Consider the following 18,539-nt stretch of genomic DNA (forward strand, 5'->3'; position numbering starts at 1 on the left):
CCCTCGCGGCACATGGACAATTCCGACGACGATGTGCCTTCCGACGCTGCGAGTACCCGCGGCGCATTGTGTTACGGCGATACGATTGCCGTTTTCGCCATCGGCGATGTCCAAATAACCCAACGTTACGCTTGCATCCGTCGCGACCAATTCGAATGGACGACTTCGGTACCATTTCCTCCGGCTTTCCGTGATTACCTCGTATCACGTGGATCCGTTCGCGGAAGCGGTGCACTCTATGTTCTCGACGTTCCGCATGAATTTCAACTCACGGTAGCGCCCAATGCGGGTCGCGCGGTCTTCGTTCCGCGTCTTGCGACAGAGCTCGACTGGCAAAAAAAGGTGGTCGTCGAGATTGTTTCGAAGCTTGACGAATTCCTGCGATCCGTGTGAATGTCGCGCCGGATCACGCCGGAGGAGTATCGCGTGGATGTCAACGAATTAGCAGCAAAAGCCGTGGTGCTCGAAGCTCGGGTTGCCCAATTGACCGAGCAAATCGAGGAGCAAGCGCGGATTCATCGCAGTGTCGTGGAAGAGCGTGATTTCTTGCGGGCTGCGTTCGAGGCCATGCCTGTGGGCGTGGCGGTGGCTGATATTGCGGGTCACTTTCATATGTGCAACGCCACTATGAAATCCATCATCGGTGGATCATTCGAATGTTTTGACGAACCGCCGCCATGCGAAATATTCTTGCCGGACGGTGTTACGAAGGCTCCACCGGAGCGAGATCCAATTCGACGTGCGCTAGAGGGGCATCCGGTGGACGGAATGGAAAGCCTCGTGCGTCCGTTCGAGGCGCCGGAGCGAGCGACGTGGATCATTCAATCGTCACAACCCATTTGCGAGCAAGACGGATCCGTACGAGGATGTGTTTTGGTGACGCGTGACATTACCGAGCATAAAGAGCTCGTGCGCGAGCTCGACGAAGTCGTTGCAGCAACCGTGGAAGAAAAACGGGTGCTCATTGAAAGGCTCGAGGCTGGTGTCAAAGAATTATCGACACCAATCATTGAAGTTTGGGACAACGTATTGGCTTTGCCGGTCATTGGTACGGTGGACGCGCAGCGTGGCGCAGAGATGACGTCGCGCCTGCTCGATGAGGTCGTTTCGCGCGGCGTGCAATGCGTCATCGTGGACTGGACGGGCGTCGATACGATGGATAGCCAGAGCGCTCAGCACTTATTGGATTTGGTGCGCTCGGTCGAGCTCGTTGGCGCCGAATGCATTCTCACGGGAATTCGCCCTGCCGTGGCGACGGCTCTTTTGGATCTCGACGTGCGATTCGAACACATGCGCCTGCTCCGCAATGTCAAATTCGGGCTGAGGCATTGTTTGGGACGGTTGCAACACAGCGGATCGAAAGCCAAATCGCAGGCGAAATCAGCGCGTCCGTCTTAGTCTTCAACCCATTGCACGACGCGTTCGATGGGCTTTCTTCCTGGTGACGGCGGGGTGGCGCCTTCGGGCCAACCGAGAGCGATGGCCCCAACCATGCGAAATGGTTCACGAATTCCGAGCATCGCCTCGATTTCAGGCTTTGCAATCATGGGTCCGGCCATCCAGCAAGCGCCAACTCCTTCGGCGTGGGCTTGAAGCAAAAGAGCCATGACCGCAGCACACGTCGAACACAATTCGGCTTGCATGCTGCGAGCCGTATGCCATTGCGCTGGATCTCCACCGCCGGACGCAATGAAATCCGCAATGAGGTCGGGATAATCGCGCCATTGGGGAATCACGATGGCAGCGGCGTTGTCCAGCGGCTCGTGGAAGAAATCACCATAATTGGCAAAATCGTCCGCATGGTGGCCGCGTTTGATGATAGCTTTGATTTCCTCCGCGCGTGTACGCACCGCATTGGCAATCTGCTTACGCACGCTGTGCTTGGTCACGACGGTAAATCGCCACGGTTGACGATTGGTGTTCGATGGAGCCGTCACCGCCGCATGCAAAAGTCTCGCGAGGATCTCTTTGTCCACGGGTTTGTCCTCGAAAACACGACGAGATCTCCGTGTTTCGAGCCATTCGAGCATTTCAGGGCCACTCGGGGCTTTCGCGGTGCTCATTCCAGCTTGAATCCTCCGTCCACGTTCCACACCTGTCCCGTGACGTAACTCGCTTCATCGGATACCAGAAATCCCACGACGGCGGCGACTTCTTCCGGCCGTCCAATTCGCTTCAACGAAATGCGTCGCAATAATTCCTCCGGTGCGACGGCGCGCAATTCCGCCGTCATGTCCGTTTCAATGATCCCCGGGGAAACGACGTTCACGCGAATGCCACGCGGAGCAAGCTCGACCGCAAGCGCCTTGGATAGCGATTCGATGGCACCTTTGGACGCTGCATAAAGCGCTTGACCACGACCGGGGCGTGCTGCCGCGACGCTCGAGACGTTGACGATGACGCCTTTGCGTCGAGAAATGAATCGGCGAGATGCTTCTCGGCAGCAGTGGACGACGCCTTGCACGTTCGTGCCGAAGAGGTGTTCGTACTCGTCTTTCGTCGCTGCTGCGAGCAAGCTATCGCGGGTAACGCCCGCGTTGCAGACGAGCGCGTCGAGGGATCCGAGGTCCGCATCGACCCGTTCGAAGAGCTCGGCAACTTCGTTTTCATTCGATACGTCGGCGCGAAAGAGCACGGCGTCGCTGCCCGCCGATTCGACGATGGAAGCGGTTTTTTGCGCAGCATCCTCGTTTTGGCGATACACCACCGCAATCGAATAACCGCGCCGTGCCAAGACTTCGGCGATGGCCCGACCAATGCCTCGCGCTGCACCGGTGACGATAGCGACTCGCTTGCCCGAGGTGTTCATGGTGCCTCCACGCGAATTGCTCCGACGAGACCCGGCATGCCACACGACAACGCAATCGCCGATCGATATTGGGTTGAGTGCATTTCGACGAGCGGGCGCAGAGGCCCCGCGGAAGGGGTTGTCAAGCCAGCAATGGGCGGGAGGACGCCTTTTGCAAGAAGGTGAGTGAGCAAAATGGTTTGTACGACGGATGTGGCCGCGCCCATTTGTCCAAAATTGGCGGTGGTCGACACGAGCGTGGCGCTTTCCCCAAGAACGTTCGCAATGACGGCTCGTTCGGCGTCGTCGCGTTCTCGATGCGAAAGGCCAGCGCCATCCACGATCGTATCACCGCGAGCTAACGTCGAAAGGGCTCGAGCAAGTGTGGATGCGTCGGCGAACCCAGCATTGCCGTCGGCTGCTATGGCGGCCGAGACGAACCCGACAGTTCGTCCGGCGGCATCCGCGGGTCTCTCGAGCACGACGGCCGCTGCGGATTCACTCGGGACAAACCCCGTCGCACGTGCGTCGTAGGGCGCGATGACCGCAGACGGAGCTTCTTCGGGCGTGGCGGCGCCCGATGCGCCCAAAGACAAAATGGTTTCCGGCTCGACAAGAGAATCGTAGGCAAAAACGATGGCCGCATCGACGCTGCCTACTTCGAGCGCCGCAATGGCTGCTCGAAGCGCTTGCGCTCCAGCATTGGATCCCGCCGTGGTCGTGCCATCGCCCGTAGCGCCGATGCCTATCGAAAGCAGGGCGTGGGCATTGTTCGACAAATGAAACAGCATCCAAAAAGGGTGCAATGAAGAAAAACCTTTCGCCCATGCGCCGCTCGCCTGCGGCGAACCGTCTTGACGCTCGAGCACCGGCATGAGGTCGTCCCAATGGGCGCGAAGGCCGCCATAACCGCAAAACAAGCCGAGGCGCGCGCCACGTGCGGGCGTGCTGGAGCGGGCGAATGCTTCGGTTCCGACCTCGATGCCGAAGAGCCCCATGCGTTTGACGAATTTCCGGTGTTTCGAGGGCTTCGGTTCCGTGGAAATCGTTGCTGCGAGCTTGCAAGGGTACGTGCGTGCGTCGAATCTTGCGTTGGGCGCGGCAGCACGATCGCCTGCGAGCATTCGCTTCATGATGGCATCGACATCGTCCCCGAGGGGCGTGCGAAGCGAAAAACCCGTCACGGCCATGCGAAGTGGCCGCTCGGTCATTCCACCCTCCCGAGGATTACACTGACATTTTGCCCGCCAAAACCGAATGAATTCGAGAGGACATAATCGACGCGGGCGATTCGTGGCGTTCGGCCGATGACGTCGATGGGACATTCCGGGTCGGGTTGCTCGAAATGGGCAGTTCCCGGAAGGACGTCGTGCGTGAAGGGCAAAAGGCAAGCGGCCAATTCAATGGCTCCGGCCGCGGCCATGAGATGTCCGACGGCACCCTTGATCGAGCTCACGGGTACGCCACCAAATAATTCTCGAATGGCCTTCGCTTCGGCGACGTCGTTGAGGGGAGTGCCCGTACCGTGGGCATTGATGTATCCGATGTCGGCTGGAGTGAGTTTGGCACGACGCACGGCTTGCTGCATGGCCGCTTTGGCGCGCGAACCATCCGGGCGAGGGGCCGTGGCTCGATACGCGTCTTGCGTCGAAGCCCATCCGAGAATACGCGCGAGCAGTGTTGCGCCACGCGAGCGGGCGCGCGTTTCCTCTTCGACGACGAAGATGGCGGCGCCTTCGCCAATCACGAGGCCATCTCGACGCCGATCGAAGGGACGGCACGCGGATGATTCTGCGCGCGGAGATGGCGCCGAAAGACGCGACATGCCGCCCACGCCGAGTGGATTGACCATCGAATCGGCTGCTCCGCATAAAACGACGTCGGCTTGCCCGCGCTCGATCATGGATGCCGCATGTGCGACGGCCATGCCTCCCGCGGCACATGCGGATACATGCACGGCAACGCGTCCCGACAAACGCAATACACTGCGTATTTTCTGCGCGCACAAATCCACGCGAGACCGATACCGAATGCCTTCCCCGCCTGCCATCGCGCCCGGGCCAATTCGAATTCGCTCGCCGTCGTATTCGGCTGCGACGTCGTCCAGAAACGCTTGCTCGAGCCCAAGACCGAGCGACAAGGCAGCGCGCCGTTCTTCGGCAGTGGAGCCCGCATTTTGAAATGCCTCGGTTGCTGCCGCGAGGCCAAAACAAACCTTTCTATCTCGCAGGAGTCCCGAACGTTCCCATTTTTCGGCTTCACCCGAACGCAGAAAAACGTCGAGGTGCTCCGTGATGAACGCCGCGTTTGTCTGGACAATCGGGACCTCGCCCGCGACACGTGTGGGAAACGTTGAAGCATCGAAATTACGAATGGGGCCAATGGCGCTGCGTCCACCAAGCAAGCCCTTTTCGAGCGCACCGAACCCCACACCAAAGGCCGAAACGGCGCCAACGCCCGTAATGACTGCGCGCCGGTCGCTCATCGCGTCCCCCCTCGCGTGAGCACGACTGCCCCGAGATCTCCGTCCGGTCCTGCCGAAAGGACGAGCGCACGCGTGTTGCCCGTTTCGACGAGCATTCCAAGCGCAGCCGCCCACGCGATTGCGGGCGATGCCGCTAGCGATTCGCCGAGGAGGTTCGTCAAGTCAATCGACTGTTTGACCGCCAAAGCTTCGGGCAAGTCCATCATCGCTTCGCGCGCGGGCGTGCCCCAAGGCGCGAGCACGAGCAGATCACACGGTCGCTCGGCAAGCGCATCGGCCGCCGTGAGCACGGCAGCATCCCGCAACATGCCTGCGCGGGGCACGAGCGCATCGCGTGGGCGTTCTACGGGACAAACCCAAATGGATTCCACTCGACCAAGAGGATCTTCCGCTTCGCGTGCAAGCGCGAGTGCGGCCGCACCGTCGACGGCAACGAGGCCATCGCGCAAAAAGCCTTCGCGCTCGAGCTCGGCAAGCGTGACCGGGTGCGTTGCAGTGTCCGCGCCGCCGGCAAGGGCACGCTCGCAATCGCCTTCGACGATCGCAAGGCAAGCTTCTTCGAGCGCCGTCACGGTGCCGACGCCGCGGGAGAAAAACGCGGCGTTCGGTCCCGCCAAACCTTCGAGGATCGCGCCGTGGCAAAGCGTGAAGTTGTTCATGATCTGGAAGGCAAAGAGGGGATTGCAGGCATCGAGCCCCTCCTTGCCGCAGCGAGCGAGCGAAAACTTCTTCTGCTCGTCGATGCTCGCGGAGACGAGTCGCGCGACGTCGTCCATCTCGGCGCCCGATGCACCTACGCCAAAAAACGCGCCGATTTCCTCGCGTTTGTCCCAAGAGCCCGCGCCGCGCAGCGCATCACGCATCACGAGCGCCGACATCCATGCAGCACGTGACATGAGCTTGCGTTGGCGAATGTCTTCCGGTCGTGAAGGAACGGGAACGTCGATCGGCGATGGCGCGGGAAGATCGCCCCGCAAAATGTGCTTTCCGAGCTCGATGCCCAGCATGCCGACGTGGGTCAACGTCGACACGGCCACGACGAACACATCGGTCGTTAGCTGCACCGAGTCACCACGATGCTCGCATTCGCTCCACCGAATGCGAAGGCGTTGACGAGCGCCGCACTCACGTTCTTACGAATCCCCCGACCCATGATGTGTGGCAACCATGTCGCACGATCCGGTTCTACGAGCCCTGCTGTGGGTAGGCAAATCCCTGACAAAACTGCCTCGTACCCGCACACGAAACCGATGGCGCCCGCACCTGCAATCCAGTGTCCGAGCGCGCCCTTGACTGCGCCGACGTGCGCGTTTGCGAGGGCAGATCCAAGAGCTTGCGAAATCGCCGCCGCTTCGACGGCATCGTTCAGCGGTGTGCTCGTGCCATGCGCTTGCACGTACTCGACCGCATCAACGTGCGCATCGTCGAGCGCGCCGCGCATCGCGCGAGCGGCTCCATCACCGGCAGGATCCGGTGCGGTGAGGTGATGCGCATCGAGTGACCGAGCAACACCAGCTACTTCAACGGATGCATCGCCTCGTTCGGCACTCAACACGACCATCGCCGCTCCTTCGCCCACGACAAACCCGTCACGACGCACGTCGAATGGGCACGATACGCCACGCGCGCTGAGCGCGCCGAGCAAACCGAATCCTACGAGCATGAACGGATCGACGTCGGCACCAACGCCTCCTGCAAGCGCGATGTCGCACACGCCGAGACGGATCGCACGCGTCGCTTCGACAATCGCCGCAGCTCCGGACGCACATGCAAGCGAGATCGTCTCTACGGGACCGTGCGCGCCAATCTTGCCCGCAAGAGCCGATGCAACGGCTGCTGGTGACACCGTGTCGCTCTGAATGGATGCCGCAAGGTGCCGTGCGTCTTGACCAAACCGAGCGTGATCGAATCGCGAGCCGCCGCCTGCAGCACGAGATAGTGCAAAGATGGTCTCGTACGTTGCGCGACCACTCTCGGCACCGATGAAAACGCCGATCCGCGATGAGGGCGCATCGATGCGCGCGCTCTGCCAAGCTTCATCGGCTGCACGACGAGCGAGCGCGAGGCGTCGATCTCGAGCATCGTCGACCGGCCAAGGAACGCATGCAGCGACGCGCGATGGATATCCTTCGACGTCAAACGAAGTCACGGGAGCAACGGCCGTCTTGCCCAACTCGAGTGCATCGCGCGCCTCGGGCCAGGTTTGTCCAAGTGGGCTGACGACCCCAACACCGCGAACGAACACGTGCCGCATCAATGTTCCGCCGCCGAGCCGGAGAGCCAGATGTCGAGGTATTCTTTGCGTCGCGCAAGCAAGACAGGGTGCGTCACGGGAGCCAGGGCAAACCCGAGCTCCGCCGTAGCAACGACCGCACCATCGACACTCGCCGTCCCCTTGACTTGTCCACCATCTTCACGCGCAACGATCATCTCGGCCGCGAGGTCGAGTTTGTCGCCGGGGCGTACGACGCGACGAAACCGCGCACGATCGACCATCGTGAGCAGCGCATGCACGTTGGTTTGTCCTTCCAGACGTCGAGCAGCTTCGAGGAGCACGCCGCAAAGTTGTGCGAGCGATTCCACGATGAGGGCTCCAGGCATGATGGGATGACCCGGAAAGTGGTCGGCGAAAATATCGTCCGACAAGGAAACGCACTTGATTCCCGCCGCAAACTTCGGCGGTTCGAGGCGAGTGATTCGATCGAGAAGGACGTAACGCACGAGTGCGCGCAAGGATAACAGATTCGCGCCTCAACCGAATTGACGACCGATCCCATTCGGCAGAAGATTGCACCTCGCCCGAGGAGAATGCCGCGATGGATTGCGTTAGCTGTGCCACTCCGATTCGACAAGACCGACCGCATACGTTTTTCCACCATGAACGCGCGGCGTGCCCATCTTGCGGCGCAGAGCATGAGGGACGGGTGGTGTTACGGGATGACAAACCCGTGCGGCTCCTCCTTTGTTCGACGTGCGGACCGTCCGAGCAAACGCTCGACGGAACGGCGACGAGTTATGTCGAGCGATTTCTGGCGCGCGGGGAAGTTCCTGAAGGGTTCGAGGGCGAAGTTGAATTCAAGGAAACCACATCGACGTGTCCTACGTGTTTGACGCTTTTGCCGGCCAAGGTGGTCATTCGCGGCGGGCGGGTGTATTTCAAGAAAAACTGTACGACGTGCGGCCCGTCCGAAGCGCTGGTGAGCGAAGACGCGAAGTATTACGTGCGTGCTTATGCTTTTGCACGGGCGGGCACCGAACCGCTCGTCTTTGCGACAAAGGTCGAGCATGGTTGTCCGACGGATTGCGGAACGTGCAACGATCACGAACAGCATACGTGTTTGCCGATCATCGAAGTGACCGACCATTGCAATTTGGAATGTCCAATCTGCATCGTCGACAATCAATATTCGAACCACATCGAGCTCGACGTCTTCGAGAAGATGATCGATACGCTCGTGCGAAACGAGGGGCAATGCGAATCGGTGGCTCTTTCGGGCGGCGAGCCGACGAGTCATCCGAAGATTTTGGACCTGGTGCGTATTGCGAGTCGTCCGGAGATTGGCCGCGTCGTGGTGATTACGAACGGCATTCGTCTCGGTAAAGATCGCGAGTTTGCCCGAGCGCTCAAAGAAAGCGGCGCGTACGTGGGCCTCCAGCTCGATGGCTTCACGGCGGACACCCACGAGAAAATTCGTGGAAAAGATTTGGTCAAAGAAAAAGAAGCGGCGCTCGCGACGCTAAAAGAATTCAAAATCCCGACGCAAATTATTTTCGTCGCGACGCGCGGAGCGAACGACGATCAAATTGGCCGGGTGGTCGAGCTGTTTCTTTCGGAGGATCACTTCTTGTCGCTGAATTTCCAGCCGGCGGCATACACGGGCCAAGGAGGCGGCGTGTTCGTGCACGATCCCATGGATCGATTGACCATTCCCGGCGTCGTGCGGCGCGTCGAAGAGCAAACGGCGGGCAAACTGCGAACGAGCGACTTTTTCCCCTTGCCGTGCTCGCATCCGCAATGTGTTTCCCTCACCTACCTTTTGCGACTCGAAGACGGCTCATTCATTCCGTTTTCGAGGTTCGTGGACTTCACGAAACACGGATCGCTCTTGCGTTCGAGCGCGACGCTTCCGGCGACGCCCGAAATGGAAAAGACGCTCCAAGACGTGCTTTACGAGGTGTACGCCCATCAAGACGAAATCGATCGCGGCACGGAAATTCTCGCGGCGCTCAAGCGTACGATTCGCGTGATGTTCCCGGACAGACCGCTCACGGAAAAGGAGAGTTTGCTGATTGGTGAACAGCAAGCCAAGTCGATCTTTTTGCACCATTACATGGATCGGCACGATTTCGATTTGGAGCGGCTACGAAAGTGTTGTCACCATTATCCGCAGACCGATGGGCGCATCATGCCCGCTTGCGGATTCAATATGTTCCATCGAGGCGCAGCGAAAGGCGCGGGCACGACGACGCCTTCGTGGGGCAAAAAGCCCTGGGTCAAGGAAAACGGCACGACCCGCCTGTCCATCGTGAATCCATGAAGCTTTGCGAAGGACACATCGCACTCGTCACCGGCGGTTCCAAAGGGCTCGGGCGCGCCATTGCGACCACGCTCGCTCGCGAAGGCGCGCACGTGGCATTCAATTGGACCAAATCCGAAGCCGAAGCGCAGGAGACGCTCGCTGAAATTCAATCGCACGGCGTACAGGGTTTTTCTTTCCGTACGAGCGTTCTCGACAAACAGGGGCTCGATGACCTCGTGCGGACGATGGAAAAAAACATCGGAACGATCGACATTTTGGTGAACAATGCGGGCGTGAGCGACGTCGTGCCGCTCGCGCTGATGGAGGAAGAAGACTGGGACCGGGTGCTCGATACGAACGTGAAAGGGACGTTTTTGACGACGCGTGCGGTATTGCGCGGGATGGTGCGGTTGAAGCGCGGGCGCATTCTGAACATCGGGTCGCTGGCGGGCGTGAAAATGATGCAGGCGCCGGTGCATTATTCGACGGCAAAAGCTGCCATCAAGGGTTTTACCGAATCGCTGGCCAAAGAAATCGGGCGCTATGGCATTACGGTGAACAATTTGGCCCCGGGCGTTCTCGAAGGCGGCGTGAGCGTGAATTTGCCAAAAGGACGGCTCGACGAATACATTCGCCACACGGCGCTCGGCCGATTGGGAACGTTTCAAGAAGCGGCCGAAGTGGCGGCGTTCTTGGTGTCGGATCGGAGCTCGTACGTGAATGGAGCGACGATTCTCGTCGATGGCGCGGTGTAGCAGCGTGGCGTCGTGAAACCTGCGCGTTTTGGACTTCTGAGCACGGTCGTCGTTTTCGTAGGCGTAGGCTCGTTTCTTGCCGTTTGGCGAAGTGGCACTTCATTGCCAAAAGCTTCACCACCCACGCCGAGTGCAAGCTCCACCGTTATGCAAACATCCGCGGCACCCGTGGTGGCGGAACAATTGGCGCCGCCTGCGAGTGCAGTTCCAAGTGCCGAACCTGTACCGGAAAAACCTACGCGGTGCCCACCGGAACCAAAAATCGAACTACCGCGTCGAGAAATACCGCAATCGAATGCAGAGCTATTCCGAGCTCTTCAAGAAAATCCCGAGGCGCTCGGTTCGGCGTCGGTCGGCAAACCGACGCGCGGATCGCTGTTCGGGGGTGTCGAATTGAAGGAGTCCGACGGAATCGAGCACGCAGGTGGGTATGCGTGGGGAACGGAGCTCGTCATCCGGTCCGTCGAGCGCGCCGTGCGTGAGGTTCGGCGATGTTTTTCCGATACGCCAAAGCTTTATGTCGGGGATATTTCGCGGGAAAAAGGTGGCTGGCTCAGGCCGCATGCGAGTCATCAATCGGGGCTCGATGTGGACGTAGGTTATTTTTACCGTACGAATGCTCGTTGGTATGAAAAAGCGACAGCCAAAAACTTGGATCTCCCGCGCACGTGGGCGCTCGTGCGAGCTTTCATCGAAGGCGGCAACGTCGATACGATATTCATGGACCTGACGGTGCAGCGCGTCGTCAAAGCGTATGTCGCGACATTACCGAAAGAAGAGCAACCGACCGAGGAATGGTTTCAAAACCCTACGAAAAGGGACACGGCCATTCGGCATGCATGGGGACACATGACGCACTTTCACGTGCGATTTCGGGATCCGGATGCGGTAGCGCTCGGGGAGCGCATCAAGCCAATGCTGCCGCGCATTCGGAAAACGAGACGCAAGTAGTCGCGGCGCTCGTCATTGTGATATCTCGCTACGCACTCGGAGCGCGCACGTTTCGCCATAAACGAGACAGGTTCCAAGCATTCCGAATTCGGGCACGCAGCAGTTGCCGCTCAAACAATCTTTCCCAACGTAGCACGATTGTCCAAGGGAGCACTTGGTGCACGGCACGCCGCCACCACAATCGACATCGGTCTCGTAGCCGTTCTTGACTTGGTCGTTGCACGACGGATCTTGGCAAATGTTTCCTTTACATACCTTGCTGGTGCAGTCCAGCCCGGCATTGCATACCTTCCCCGTCGGGCACGGCTTGCAATCGGGTCCGCCGCAATCGATATCCGTTTCTTGCCCATTCATCACGGCATCTTCGCACGTAGCCTCGGTGCAAATTCCGCCGCTGCAAATCAGGCTCTTGCAATCCTGGTCAACCGTGCACGTCGCGCCCGCCGAACACCTGGGGCATTGAAGTCCGCCGCAATCGACGTCCGTTTCGATCCCATTTTTGACCGTGTCGGTGCATTCGGCCGTTGCACAAAATCCTCCCGAGCAAATGCTGCTCGCGCAATGAGAACCCTCGAGACATTCGACGCACATGCCGAATCCGTCGCAGTATTGAGAACCGTTGCACGCCGTTCCCGCTGCGAGAAATCCGTGTTGCGTTTCGGTTCCGACGCATGCATCGAGCGTGCAGGTAATACCGTCGTCCGTAGGATCGGCAAGATCCTCGACCTTCACGATGTAACCTTTGCCATCGCAAACGTTGCTTTGGCAATCGCCGATTTCTTGGACGGCGACGGGAGTCCCCATCGACGTGAACGTGACGTTGCACTGGCCGTTGACGCAGGCAAACGTTTGACACTCGCTGCTCGCGCCGCAGTCGGTGTCGGATGCGCACTGCATTCCACCGGAGCTCGAACTGCTCGAGCTGCTCGAACCGCCGCTGCCGTATTGGCGTTCTTCGGGGGTACAGGCGGAAATGATTGCGGCAGGCAAGAGAAGGACGGATGCGATGACTTTGAGCAGAAGGCGTTGGGTGATCATTCATCGATTCTACTTCATTCCGATGCCAGGCCAAGGCGTTCGGTGAACGTGCGTCGAGACATCTGCGACTGCGCGTGCTATACGCCCCGCGCCATGAACACCTCGTTCGATCCCAACGCGCCGGCCGCCGTCGATTCCGGCATCTATGGTTTGCCGTTCACCGAATCCGATGCGACCGTGGTGCTCGTGCCCGTTCCTTGGGAAGTGACGACATCGTACGGTGGAGGAACGGCCCACGGGCCTCGTGCGATTTTAGAAGCGAGCCGCCAAGTCGATCTGTACGACCTCGACGTGGAAAAACCCTACCTTCCTGGGATTTTCATGTTGCCCGAAGACGAACGCGTGGGGAGCTGGAACGAAGAAGGCCGTAAATTGGCGAGCGTCATCATCGATGCGGGAGGCGTCGTGGACGGCCCCGATGCTGCGGCAGCGCTCGCTCGTGTCAATGAATTGAGCGGCAAACTCAATGCGTTCGTGCACGCCGAGACCGAACGATTGCTCCGCGCGGGCAAAATCGTGGGAATCGTTGGAGGCGACCATTCCGTGCCTCTTGGAGCCATCGAAGTCGTGGCGCAAAGTCGACCGAACGGAATCGGCGTTTTGCATTTCGACGCTCATTCGGATACTCGGCAAGCGTACGAAGGTTTTACGTTTTCGCACGCATCGATCATGCACAACGTGCTCGAGCGGGTGGCCAACGTCAAAAAATTGGTGCAAGTGGGTATTCGAGACGTGTGCGAAGACGAAATCGAATACTGCAAGAGCCAGGGCGACCGCGTGAGCGTGTTTTTCGATCGCACGATATCTCGGCGAAAGATGATGGGAGAATCATTCGCGTCGATTGCTCGAGAAATGGTAGCAGCTCTTCCGAACGACGTGTGGATCTCGTTCGACATCGATGGGCTCGATCCGCGCTTTTGCCCGCATACGGGTACGCCCGTGCCCGGAGGAATCGATTATGCCGAAGCGGTGTTCGTCATGGGCGAAGTGGTGCGCGCCGGAAAAACCATCGTCGGATTCGATTTGAACGAAGTGGCGCCGGGACCCGAAGGCGACGAATGGGACGGAAACGTGGGCGCGAGGCTGCTTTACAAATTGATCGGGTTTACGCTGGCGAGTCAAGGCAAAGCGAAATTACTGTGATGACTGCGCGAGTGATTTGCGCAATATGCCGTCGAGCTCTTCGTCGGTCAATTCGATGGGATTGTGCCGCATACTGCCAGCTCGCGAGCCCGCAATGATGCCGGCAAGGTCCTTTTCGGTAACTCCATAATCGGCGAGCGGCGGCACGGCGAGAGCATGACGCAATTCATCGAGCGCCATGGCGGCTCGTTCAGGGCTGCGATCGGCTTCATTTTCCGGAACGATGATTCGCGCCACCTCGTCGGCTCGTGCAAGGGCCGGGCCATTCGGTGCACGCGAGCGAAGCGCATGCACATTGGCCGCAAATGTAGCCGGAAGCAAACAGCCGCAACCAGCTCCATGCGGCACCGAGCAAAGCCCACCGAGCGGCGCGACGAGACCATGGACTGCACCGAGCCCCGCATTGGCAAGCGCAATGCCTCCCCATAGCGCTGCCAATGCCATCGACGCATGCGATTCACCATTCGCTTGGCCACGTGCGAGCAATACGAGCGCGCGATATGCCATTGAAATGCCCGGAACCACGAGCGCATCGGTCATGGGCTGCGCACCTTTGGAAAGATATGCCTCGATGAGGTGCGTGAGAGCATCGAGACCCGAGGATGCTGCGACCGAACGAGGTGTCGTTGCAATGAGGGCCGGATCGATGATCGCTACGCGCGGAATCATGAGATCGCTGCGGATGCTTCGTTTTACCTGTAAGTCGGGGATACGGAGAACGCTGTTTTTGGTTACTTCGGAGCCGCTTCCGGCTGTCGTCGGGACTGCAATGAGGGGTAGGGGGACTTTGTCGATGGAGCGGCCGGCGCCGACGGCTTCGATGTAATCCATGGCGACGCCGTCGTTCGTGGCAAGCGCAGCGGCGGCTTTGGCGGCGTCGATGACGCTGCCTCCGCCGACGGCAAGGACGACGTCGTAGCCGCCTTCGCGAGCGAATCGTGCGCTGTCGTCGGCGACGGCGATGTCCGGTTCGCCGTCGACCGTGAAGTGCCCGAATGCGACGCCACGTGCTTCCAGGGCTGCTTCCAGCTTTTGCAGGTGTCCGGAGCGCGCGAGCGAGTGTTTTCCCGTGACGAGCAAGCAACGTTTACCGGTGCGAGCGACGATGGCGGGGGCTTCGGCGAGCGTGCCTGCGCCAAACAGAATTTCGGGAGTGGTCCGAAATGAGAACTGCACGGCGAATTCAGCCCCAGGGATCCGGGAAGAGATTGGCGTATTTTTCGCCAATGCGCGGCACGGCCATCATCGGCGCCACGGTTTCTCGCCATTTCAGATAGTGCGGGGTTTGCTGGTGCGCTTTGAAGTCGGTTTCGTCACGATAAACTTCGTACAGGAAAAACCGGTACGGGTCGTCTGCGCCGCGAAGGACATCGAAACGGACGTTGCCCGGTTCGGTGCGAGTTCCTTCGTAGTTGCCTTTCGTGGCTTCGATGAATTCTTCGACGCGTTCAGGCAAAACTTGGATGCGGACGCAGACGACGTACATGGGGCACCTATATCATCCGACGACGACGAGCGCTACCGACAGGTTGGTGTGGACATTGCCGATTTCGGGCACGTGGCCTTGTTCGCCGAACGTGCAGAACCCGAGCAGCGGCACATTGGGAAGGCGCGACGATAGGCGCGAGAGGACTTCGTCGATGCGATTTCCGAGCGCTCCGGCGCATCCGGCACAATAGATCAAAAATGCGCCGCGAGCGTCTTGGACGCCGAGCTTCGATGTATCGAGGCAGCGATCGACGAGGCGGTCGACGATACCGACGAGGCTGTCGCCGGTGCCGGACATGAGGCATACGGTCGAGCCTTCGGGGGCTTCGGCGAAAAGATCGATGTTGCCTTCGGGGTGGGCGTGAGCTGGGTGAAGGAGCACGTGAAATGGTTTGTCTTCGCGGCCGCCTCGGGCAATACCGATGGGATTGAGCGCGGTTTGCATGAGGAGATTGCCACCTTCGCGCACTTGGTCGGAAATGGCGTCGCCAATCCATGCATGGAGGACTTCCGTTGCGGGGCGATTGTCGAGCGCTTTGACGGTGCGGCCATTGGCGGACGTCACGCGCGCCTTGTTGGCCGTCGGTTCATAAGGACCTTCGATGGCAGCGCCGACGCGAATGTCGTCGCCAAAGATGGCGGCGAGCGTCACGCCTTCGCGTTTGGTATCGCTGCTCGTGAAAATGCTCCAGTCGCCCTGAATCGCGTGGTCGGCGGCGCTGCCACCGAATATGGGCACGCCTGGCAATACTTCGTGGATGCCCTCGAGGACTTGTTCTTCTTTCCCGGGCGTGGCGGCGATGAAGAGCAGTCGTGGGGTTTTTCCGGAAGGACCATTGGCGACGATTTGCGCGGCAGCTTTGTGACCGGCGGCTTTCGGGCCATCCGCGAAATCAGCGCTGCCCGTGGCAAACGCCGCATCGTCGCTCGATGCGAAAAGAAGCACGCCAATGCCGCCGTTCGAACCCATGACGACACCCGAGCGGCCGAGGACGCCGAGCGACGTGGTCGCTCCATGAATGGGTACACCGGGCAAAGCAGTTCGAACCGCTTTGTGAATTTGGGCCGCGTCGTGATCCATCGTGGCGGCAAGAATGCACAGTTTCGGTGCATTCCCAGAAAGACCTTCTTTGGCCGCAGCAATGGCTTCTTGCACACCGCTCGAGGCATCTTCGGCAGCGCTGTATCCAGCGCTCGTCATGAAAAAACTCACGGTTCCTCCCTCGTTTTTCTACTTCATGTGGATGAGTGATGGGGCTTGAGACAAAAGGCCTGCCATATCGGATGGGGAAAGCATGGTTCGTAATGTCTTGATGAATTTGTTTACCGCGACCGGATCGTCGTACGTGCTGGCATCGAAGCCGCGCAGGTTGATTCCAGACGCGAGAATGAGGCGAGAAATGAAAAATGCTCCGTGTTTTCTCTCGAGGAGTCGTACGGCCTGGTAAATGCCTCCCTTGCCGCATCGTTGCGGCTGTCCTGCGGTGCTGTTGGCGGCAGGAGCGGGCGCTCGAAATGCCGACGAAGTGGGAGGTGGAAGAGAAGAGATTCGTTGCGGGTAACCCGGTGGTCTTTCGGCGCGCGTCGACGTGGGCGCGATATCATGGAGCGCACCGGCCGCCGGCTTGTAGGATCCATACCGAACGGATTCCGCAGGAAAGCTCGATTCTATTTCGGGCGAAGACTCCGACCCAGAGGTTGGACCGGTCGGAGGTTGGCGGAAATTCGACACGCGGCGGTTATTCCATGATCACTTGCGCGTGTCCATATCAAATGTCGCACGGACGTGTCGGGTTGCGGGGCTACGTCAATTCAACTCGTGCGTGTTGTCCTTGACACCGTTTCCGCCGTTGCCAGCCGCATCTGCGCCGGCGCCGCCATTGCCCGCCGTGCCGGTTTGGATGTCGGCACCCGCGGTGTCGGGAGCTGTGGCTCCCTTTTTGTAGGCAATGCCGATGGAGTGACCACCAAGCCCTCCTCCTCCTTGACCACCGTTTCCACCTTGACCACCACGGCCACCATTACACGCTGCCTTCGTGCCCATGTTGCCCGACCCGCCGGTACCAGGATTGCCACCAACAGCTCCGAATTGGCCAATTCCACCCGGCCCGCCCGCGCCGCCATTGCCGGTTGCAATCGTTACACTGTCGAATTTCGGCACCGCACCTTCTAGCAAAACGATGGCGATGCTCGATCCGCCAAATCGGCCGCCAAAACCACCGTTTCCTCCACACCCTCCAGCTCCGCCGCTGCCGCCGCTGGCACCATTACAATTGGTTTTCCCTTTGGCACCACCCCCGCCACCGCCGCCTTGACCAGCCGTGCCTTTGGTGCCGGTTGCTCCGTCCATTCCAATGTATCCCGTGGCGCTGATTTCGCCGATGCCGGTCGCGCCCGTGGCGTCCGCACCATTTTCGCCATACGCTCCGTCGTCGCCGGGCTTGCATTGCATGGCATCTTCGCCCGCTCCTCCGTCGCCAAAACCAATGACCATCGGTAATCCTGGATCACCCGCATTGGCTGCGATCAGGTCCTGACCGTTGCCGCCTTTGCCCCCCACCGTTTCAGCACATGACGAATTCGACTTGGCGGCACCGCCGGGATTACCCGAACCTCCGCCCATGCATGCCGTCGCGCCATTGTTGCCTTTGATCGCCATGTCGTCTGCATTGTCCGGCCCGATGTCGTCGCTCGGCGTCGCTCCCGTCGCCCCACCCTTCGCATCGCCAGCCGTCAGGTTTGCTCGAGCGAAATGGACCGTCGCCTGATCGACGATGACGGCAATCGACGAACCTCCGTCAATCACCGCTGCTGCAGCTTCGATGTTCACATCTTCAATGTTCGTCGTACCATTGCCGCGAATACGCACCGACGCCTGAAACTCGGCATCGGCAAGGGGCGCAGCCGGCGCAATGGTAGCGCGCTGATTCGGATCGTATTGCCATTCGTCGCCGGCACAATCGAATCCGCCAAACACCGAAACACCTGCCGTCATCTCGATTCGTTCCGAGACGCTTCCACACACATACACGCGCGAACGACCCGTTTTGTCCGCTGCTGCAAGCTCGACGGCCTTCTGCAGCGATTTCAGCGGAGTCAATTCATTGCCATCACCATCGTCGCTCGCTTTGGCACCACCAACGAAATATGCGCACGTGTCGCGAATTACCTCGGGCTTCTCGCTTGGTAAAGCAGCACACTCGGGTGGCGGTGGGATCACGCCGCTGCTGCTGCTGCTGCCACTCGTGGAGCATGCTTCATAATTCAACGTGCAATCTTGTGCATCGTTTGCGCAGCCAGCCAGTTGCGCAATGCTCCCGGTCACCATCATTCCGAACAGCGCCAACGTTTTTTGCAAATTGCGCATGAGA

Annotated in this window: 19 protein-coding genes; 6 read left to right on the forward strand and 13 right to left on the reverse strand. The window is 59.7% G+C overall.

All coding sequences use genetic code 11. The features are described from left to right. Window positions 1-12: 12 nt before the first annotated feature. A complete protein-coding gene (locus IPM54_18515; GenBank protein MBK9261781.1) occupies window positions 13-393 on the forward strand; it encodes a hypothetical protein in 381 nt (126 codons plus the stop codon). Beyond that, entirely contained in the window at window positions 394-1,398 is a 1,005-nt protein-coding gene (locus IPM54_18520; protein ID MBK9261782.1) for a PAS domain-containing protein, read from the forward strand. It abuts the gene before it with no gap. Here IPM54_18520 and IPM54_18525 read toward each other — a convergent pair. The 7 genes from IPM54_18525 to fabZ are packed head-to-tail and all read right to left on the reverse strand — an operon-like array spanning window position 1,395 to window position 7,994. Continuing rightward, complete coding sequence (locus tag IPM54_18525) at window positions 1,395-2,063, reverse strand: nitroreductase family protein (protein ID MBK9261783.1); 669 nt, start codon at window positions 2,061-2,063, stop codon at window positions 1,395-1,397. The two genes, IPM54_18520 and IPM54_18525, sit on opposite strands and share 4 nt — an antisense overlap. Further along, complete coding sequence (locus IPM54_18530; GenBank protein MBK9261784.1) at window positions 2,060-2,809, reverse strand: SDR family oxidoreductase; 750 nt, start codon at window positions 2,807-2,809, stop codon at window positions 2,060-2,062. Before IPM54_18530 ends, IPM54_18525 begins: the two co-directional genes overlap by 4 nt. Further along, on the reverse strand, window positions 2,806-3,999 hold the full coding sequence (locus IPM54_18535) for a hypothetical protein (protein MBK9261785.1): 1,194 nt from the start codon (window positions 3,997-3,999) through the stop codon (window positions 2,806-2,808). The genes IPM54_18530 and IPM54_18535 overlap by 4 nt, the downstream gene beginning before the upstream one ends. Then, entirely contained in the window at window positions 3,996-5,273 is a 1,278-nt protein-coding gene (locus tag IPM54_18540) for a beta-ketoacyl-[acyl-carrier-protein] synthase family protein (protein ID MBK9261786.1), read from the reverse strand. The genes IPM54_18535 and IPM54_18540 overlap by 4 nt, the downstream gene beginning before the upstream one ends. Further along, window positions 5,270-6,337: a hypothetical protein gene (locus tag IPM54_18545; protein MBK9261787.1), complete on the reverse strand. Its 1,068-nt coding sequence runs from the start codon at window positions 6,335-6,337 to the stop codon at window positions 5,270-5,272. The genes IPM54_18540 and IPM54_18545 overlap by 4 nt, the downstream gene beginning before the upstream one ends. Continuing rightward, entirely contained in the window at window positions 6,328-7,518 is a 1,191-nt protein-coding gene (locus IPM54_18550) for a beta-ketoacyl-[acyl-carrier-protein] synthase family protein (protein ID MBK9261788.1), read from the reverse strand. The genes IPM54_18545 and IPM54_18550 overlap by 10 nt, the downstream gene beginning before the upstream one ends. 8 nt (window positions 7,519-7,526) lie before the next feature. Continuing rightward, window positions 7,527-7,994, reverse strand: a complete 468-nt coding sequence (fabZ, locus tag IPM54_18555; protein MBK9261789.1) for a 3-hydroxyacyl-ACP dehydratase FabZ — start codon at window positions 7,992-7,994, stop codon at window positions 7,527-7,529. 203 nt (window positions 7,995-8,197) lie between these two features. Here fabZ and IPM54_18560 point away from each other — a divergent pair, with 203 nt between their 5' ends. Genes IPM54_18560 through IPM54_18570 form a run of 3 tightly spaced genes read left to right on the forward strand, consistent with a single transcriptional unit; the run spans window position 8,198 to window position 11,499 of the window. Beyond that, on the forward strand, window positions 8,198-9,811 hold the full coding sequence (locus IPM54_18560) for a radical SAM protein (protein MBK9261790.1): 1,614 nt from the start codon (window positions 8,198-8,200) through the stop codon (window positions 9,809-9,811). Then, complete coding sequence (locus IPM54_18565; protein MBK9261791.1) at window positions 9,808-10,548, forward strand: SDR family NAD(P)-dependent oxidoreductase; 741 nt, start codon at window positions 9,808-9,810, stop codon at window positions 10,546-10,548. The genes IPM54_18560 and IPM54_18565 overlap by 4 nt, the downstream gene beginning before the upstream one ends. A gap of 12 nt (window positions 10,549-10,560) precedes the next feature. Further along, complete coding sequence (locus tag IPM54_18570; protein MBK9261792.1) at window positions 10,561-11,499, forward strand: penicillin-insensitive murein endopeptidase; 939 nt, start codon at window positions 10,561-10,563, stop codon at window positions 11,497-11,499. Between the two features lie 12 nt (window positions 11,500-11,511). On the opposite strand, the gene IPM54_18575 is transcribed toward IPM54_18570, so the two are convergent. Continuing rightward, on the reverse strand, window positions 11,512-12,537 hold the full coding sequence (locus tag IPM54_18575; protein MBK9261793.1) for a hypothetical protein: 1,026 nt from the start codon (window positions 12,535-12,537) through the stop codon (window positions 11,512-11,514). 93 nt (window positions 12,538-12,630) lie between these two features. Between IPM54_18575 and IPM54_18580 the strand changes: the two genes are divergently transcribed. Then, entirely contained in the window at window positions 12,631-13,680 is a 1,050-nt protein-coding gene (locus IPM54_18580) for an agmatinase family protein (protein ID MBK9261794.1), read from the forward strand. Here the strand turns inward: IPM54_18580 and IPM54_18585 are convergent. The 5 genes from IPM54_18585 to IPM54_18605 all read right to left on the reverse strand — a co-directional run bounded on the left by IPM54_18585 (window position 13,672) and on the right by IPM54_18605 (window position 18,535). Then, window positions 13,672-14,856 (reverse strand): iron-containing alcohol dehydrogenase, encoded by a 1,185-nt coding sequence (locus tag IPM54_18585; GenBank protein ID MBK9261795.1) that lies wholly within the window; start codon window positions 14,854-14,856, stop codon window positions 13,672-13,674. The genes IPM54_18580 and IPM54_18585 overlap by 9 nt on opposite strands. A gap of 7 nt (window positions 14,857-14,863) precedes the next feature. Continuing rightward, complete coding sequence (locus IPM54_18590) at window positions 14,864-15,166, reverse strand: antibiotic biosynthesis monooxygenase (protein MBK9261796.1); 303 nt, start codon at window positions 15,164-15,166, stop codon at window positions 14,864-14,866. Between the two features lie 12 nt (window positions 15,167-15,178). After that, window positions 15,179-16,381, reverse strand: coding sequence for an FIST C-terminal domain-containing protein (locus IPM54_18595; protein ID MBK9261797.1), 1,203 nt, complete (start codon window positions 16,379-16,381; stop codon window positions 15,179-15,181). Window positions 16,382-16,399: 18 nt separating this feature from the next. After that, complete coding sequence (locus IPM54_18600; protein ID MBK9261798.1) at window positions 16,400-16,900, reverse strand: hypothetical protein; 501 nt, start codon at window positions 16,898-16,900, stop codon at window positions 16,400-16,402. A 75-nt stretch (window positions 16,901-16,975) separates the two neighbouring features. Then, window positions 16,976-18,535 (reverse strand): hypothetical protein, encoded by a 1,560-nt coding sequence (locus IPM54_18605; protein ID MBK9261799.1) that lies wholly within the window; start codon window positions 18,533-18,535, stop codon window positions 16,976-16,978. Between the last annotated feature and the right edge of the window lie 4 nt (window positions 18,536-18,539).

This window comes from Polyangiaceae bacterium (genome assembly GCA_016715885.1).
Taxonomy (GTDB): Bacteria; Myxococcota_A; Polyangia; order Polyangiales; family Polyangiaceae; genus Polyangium.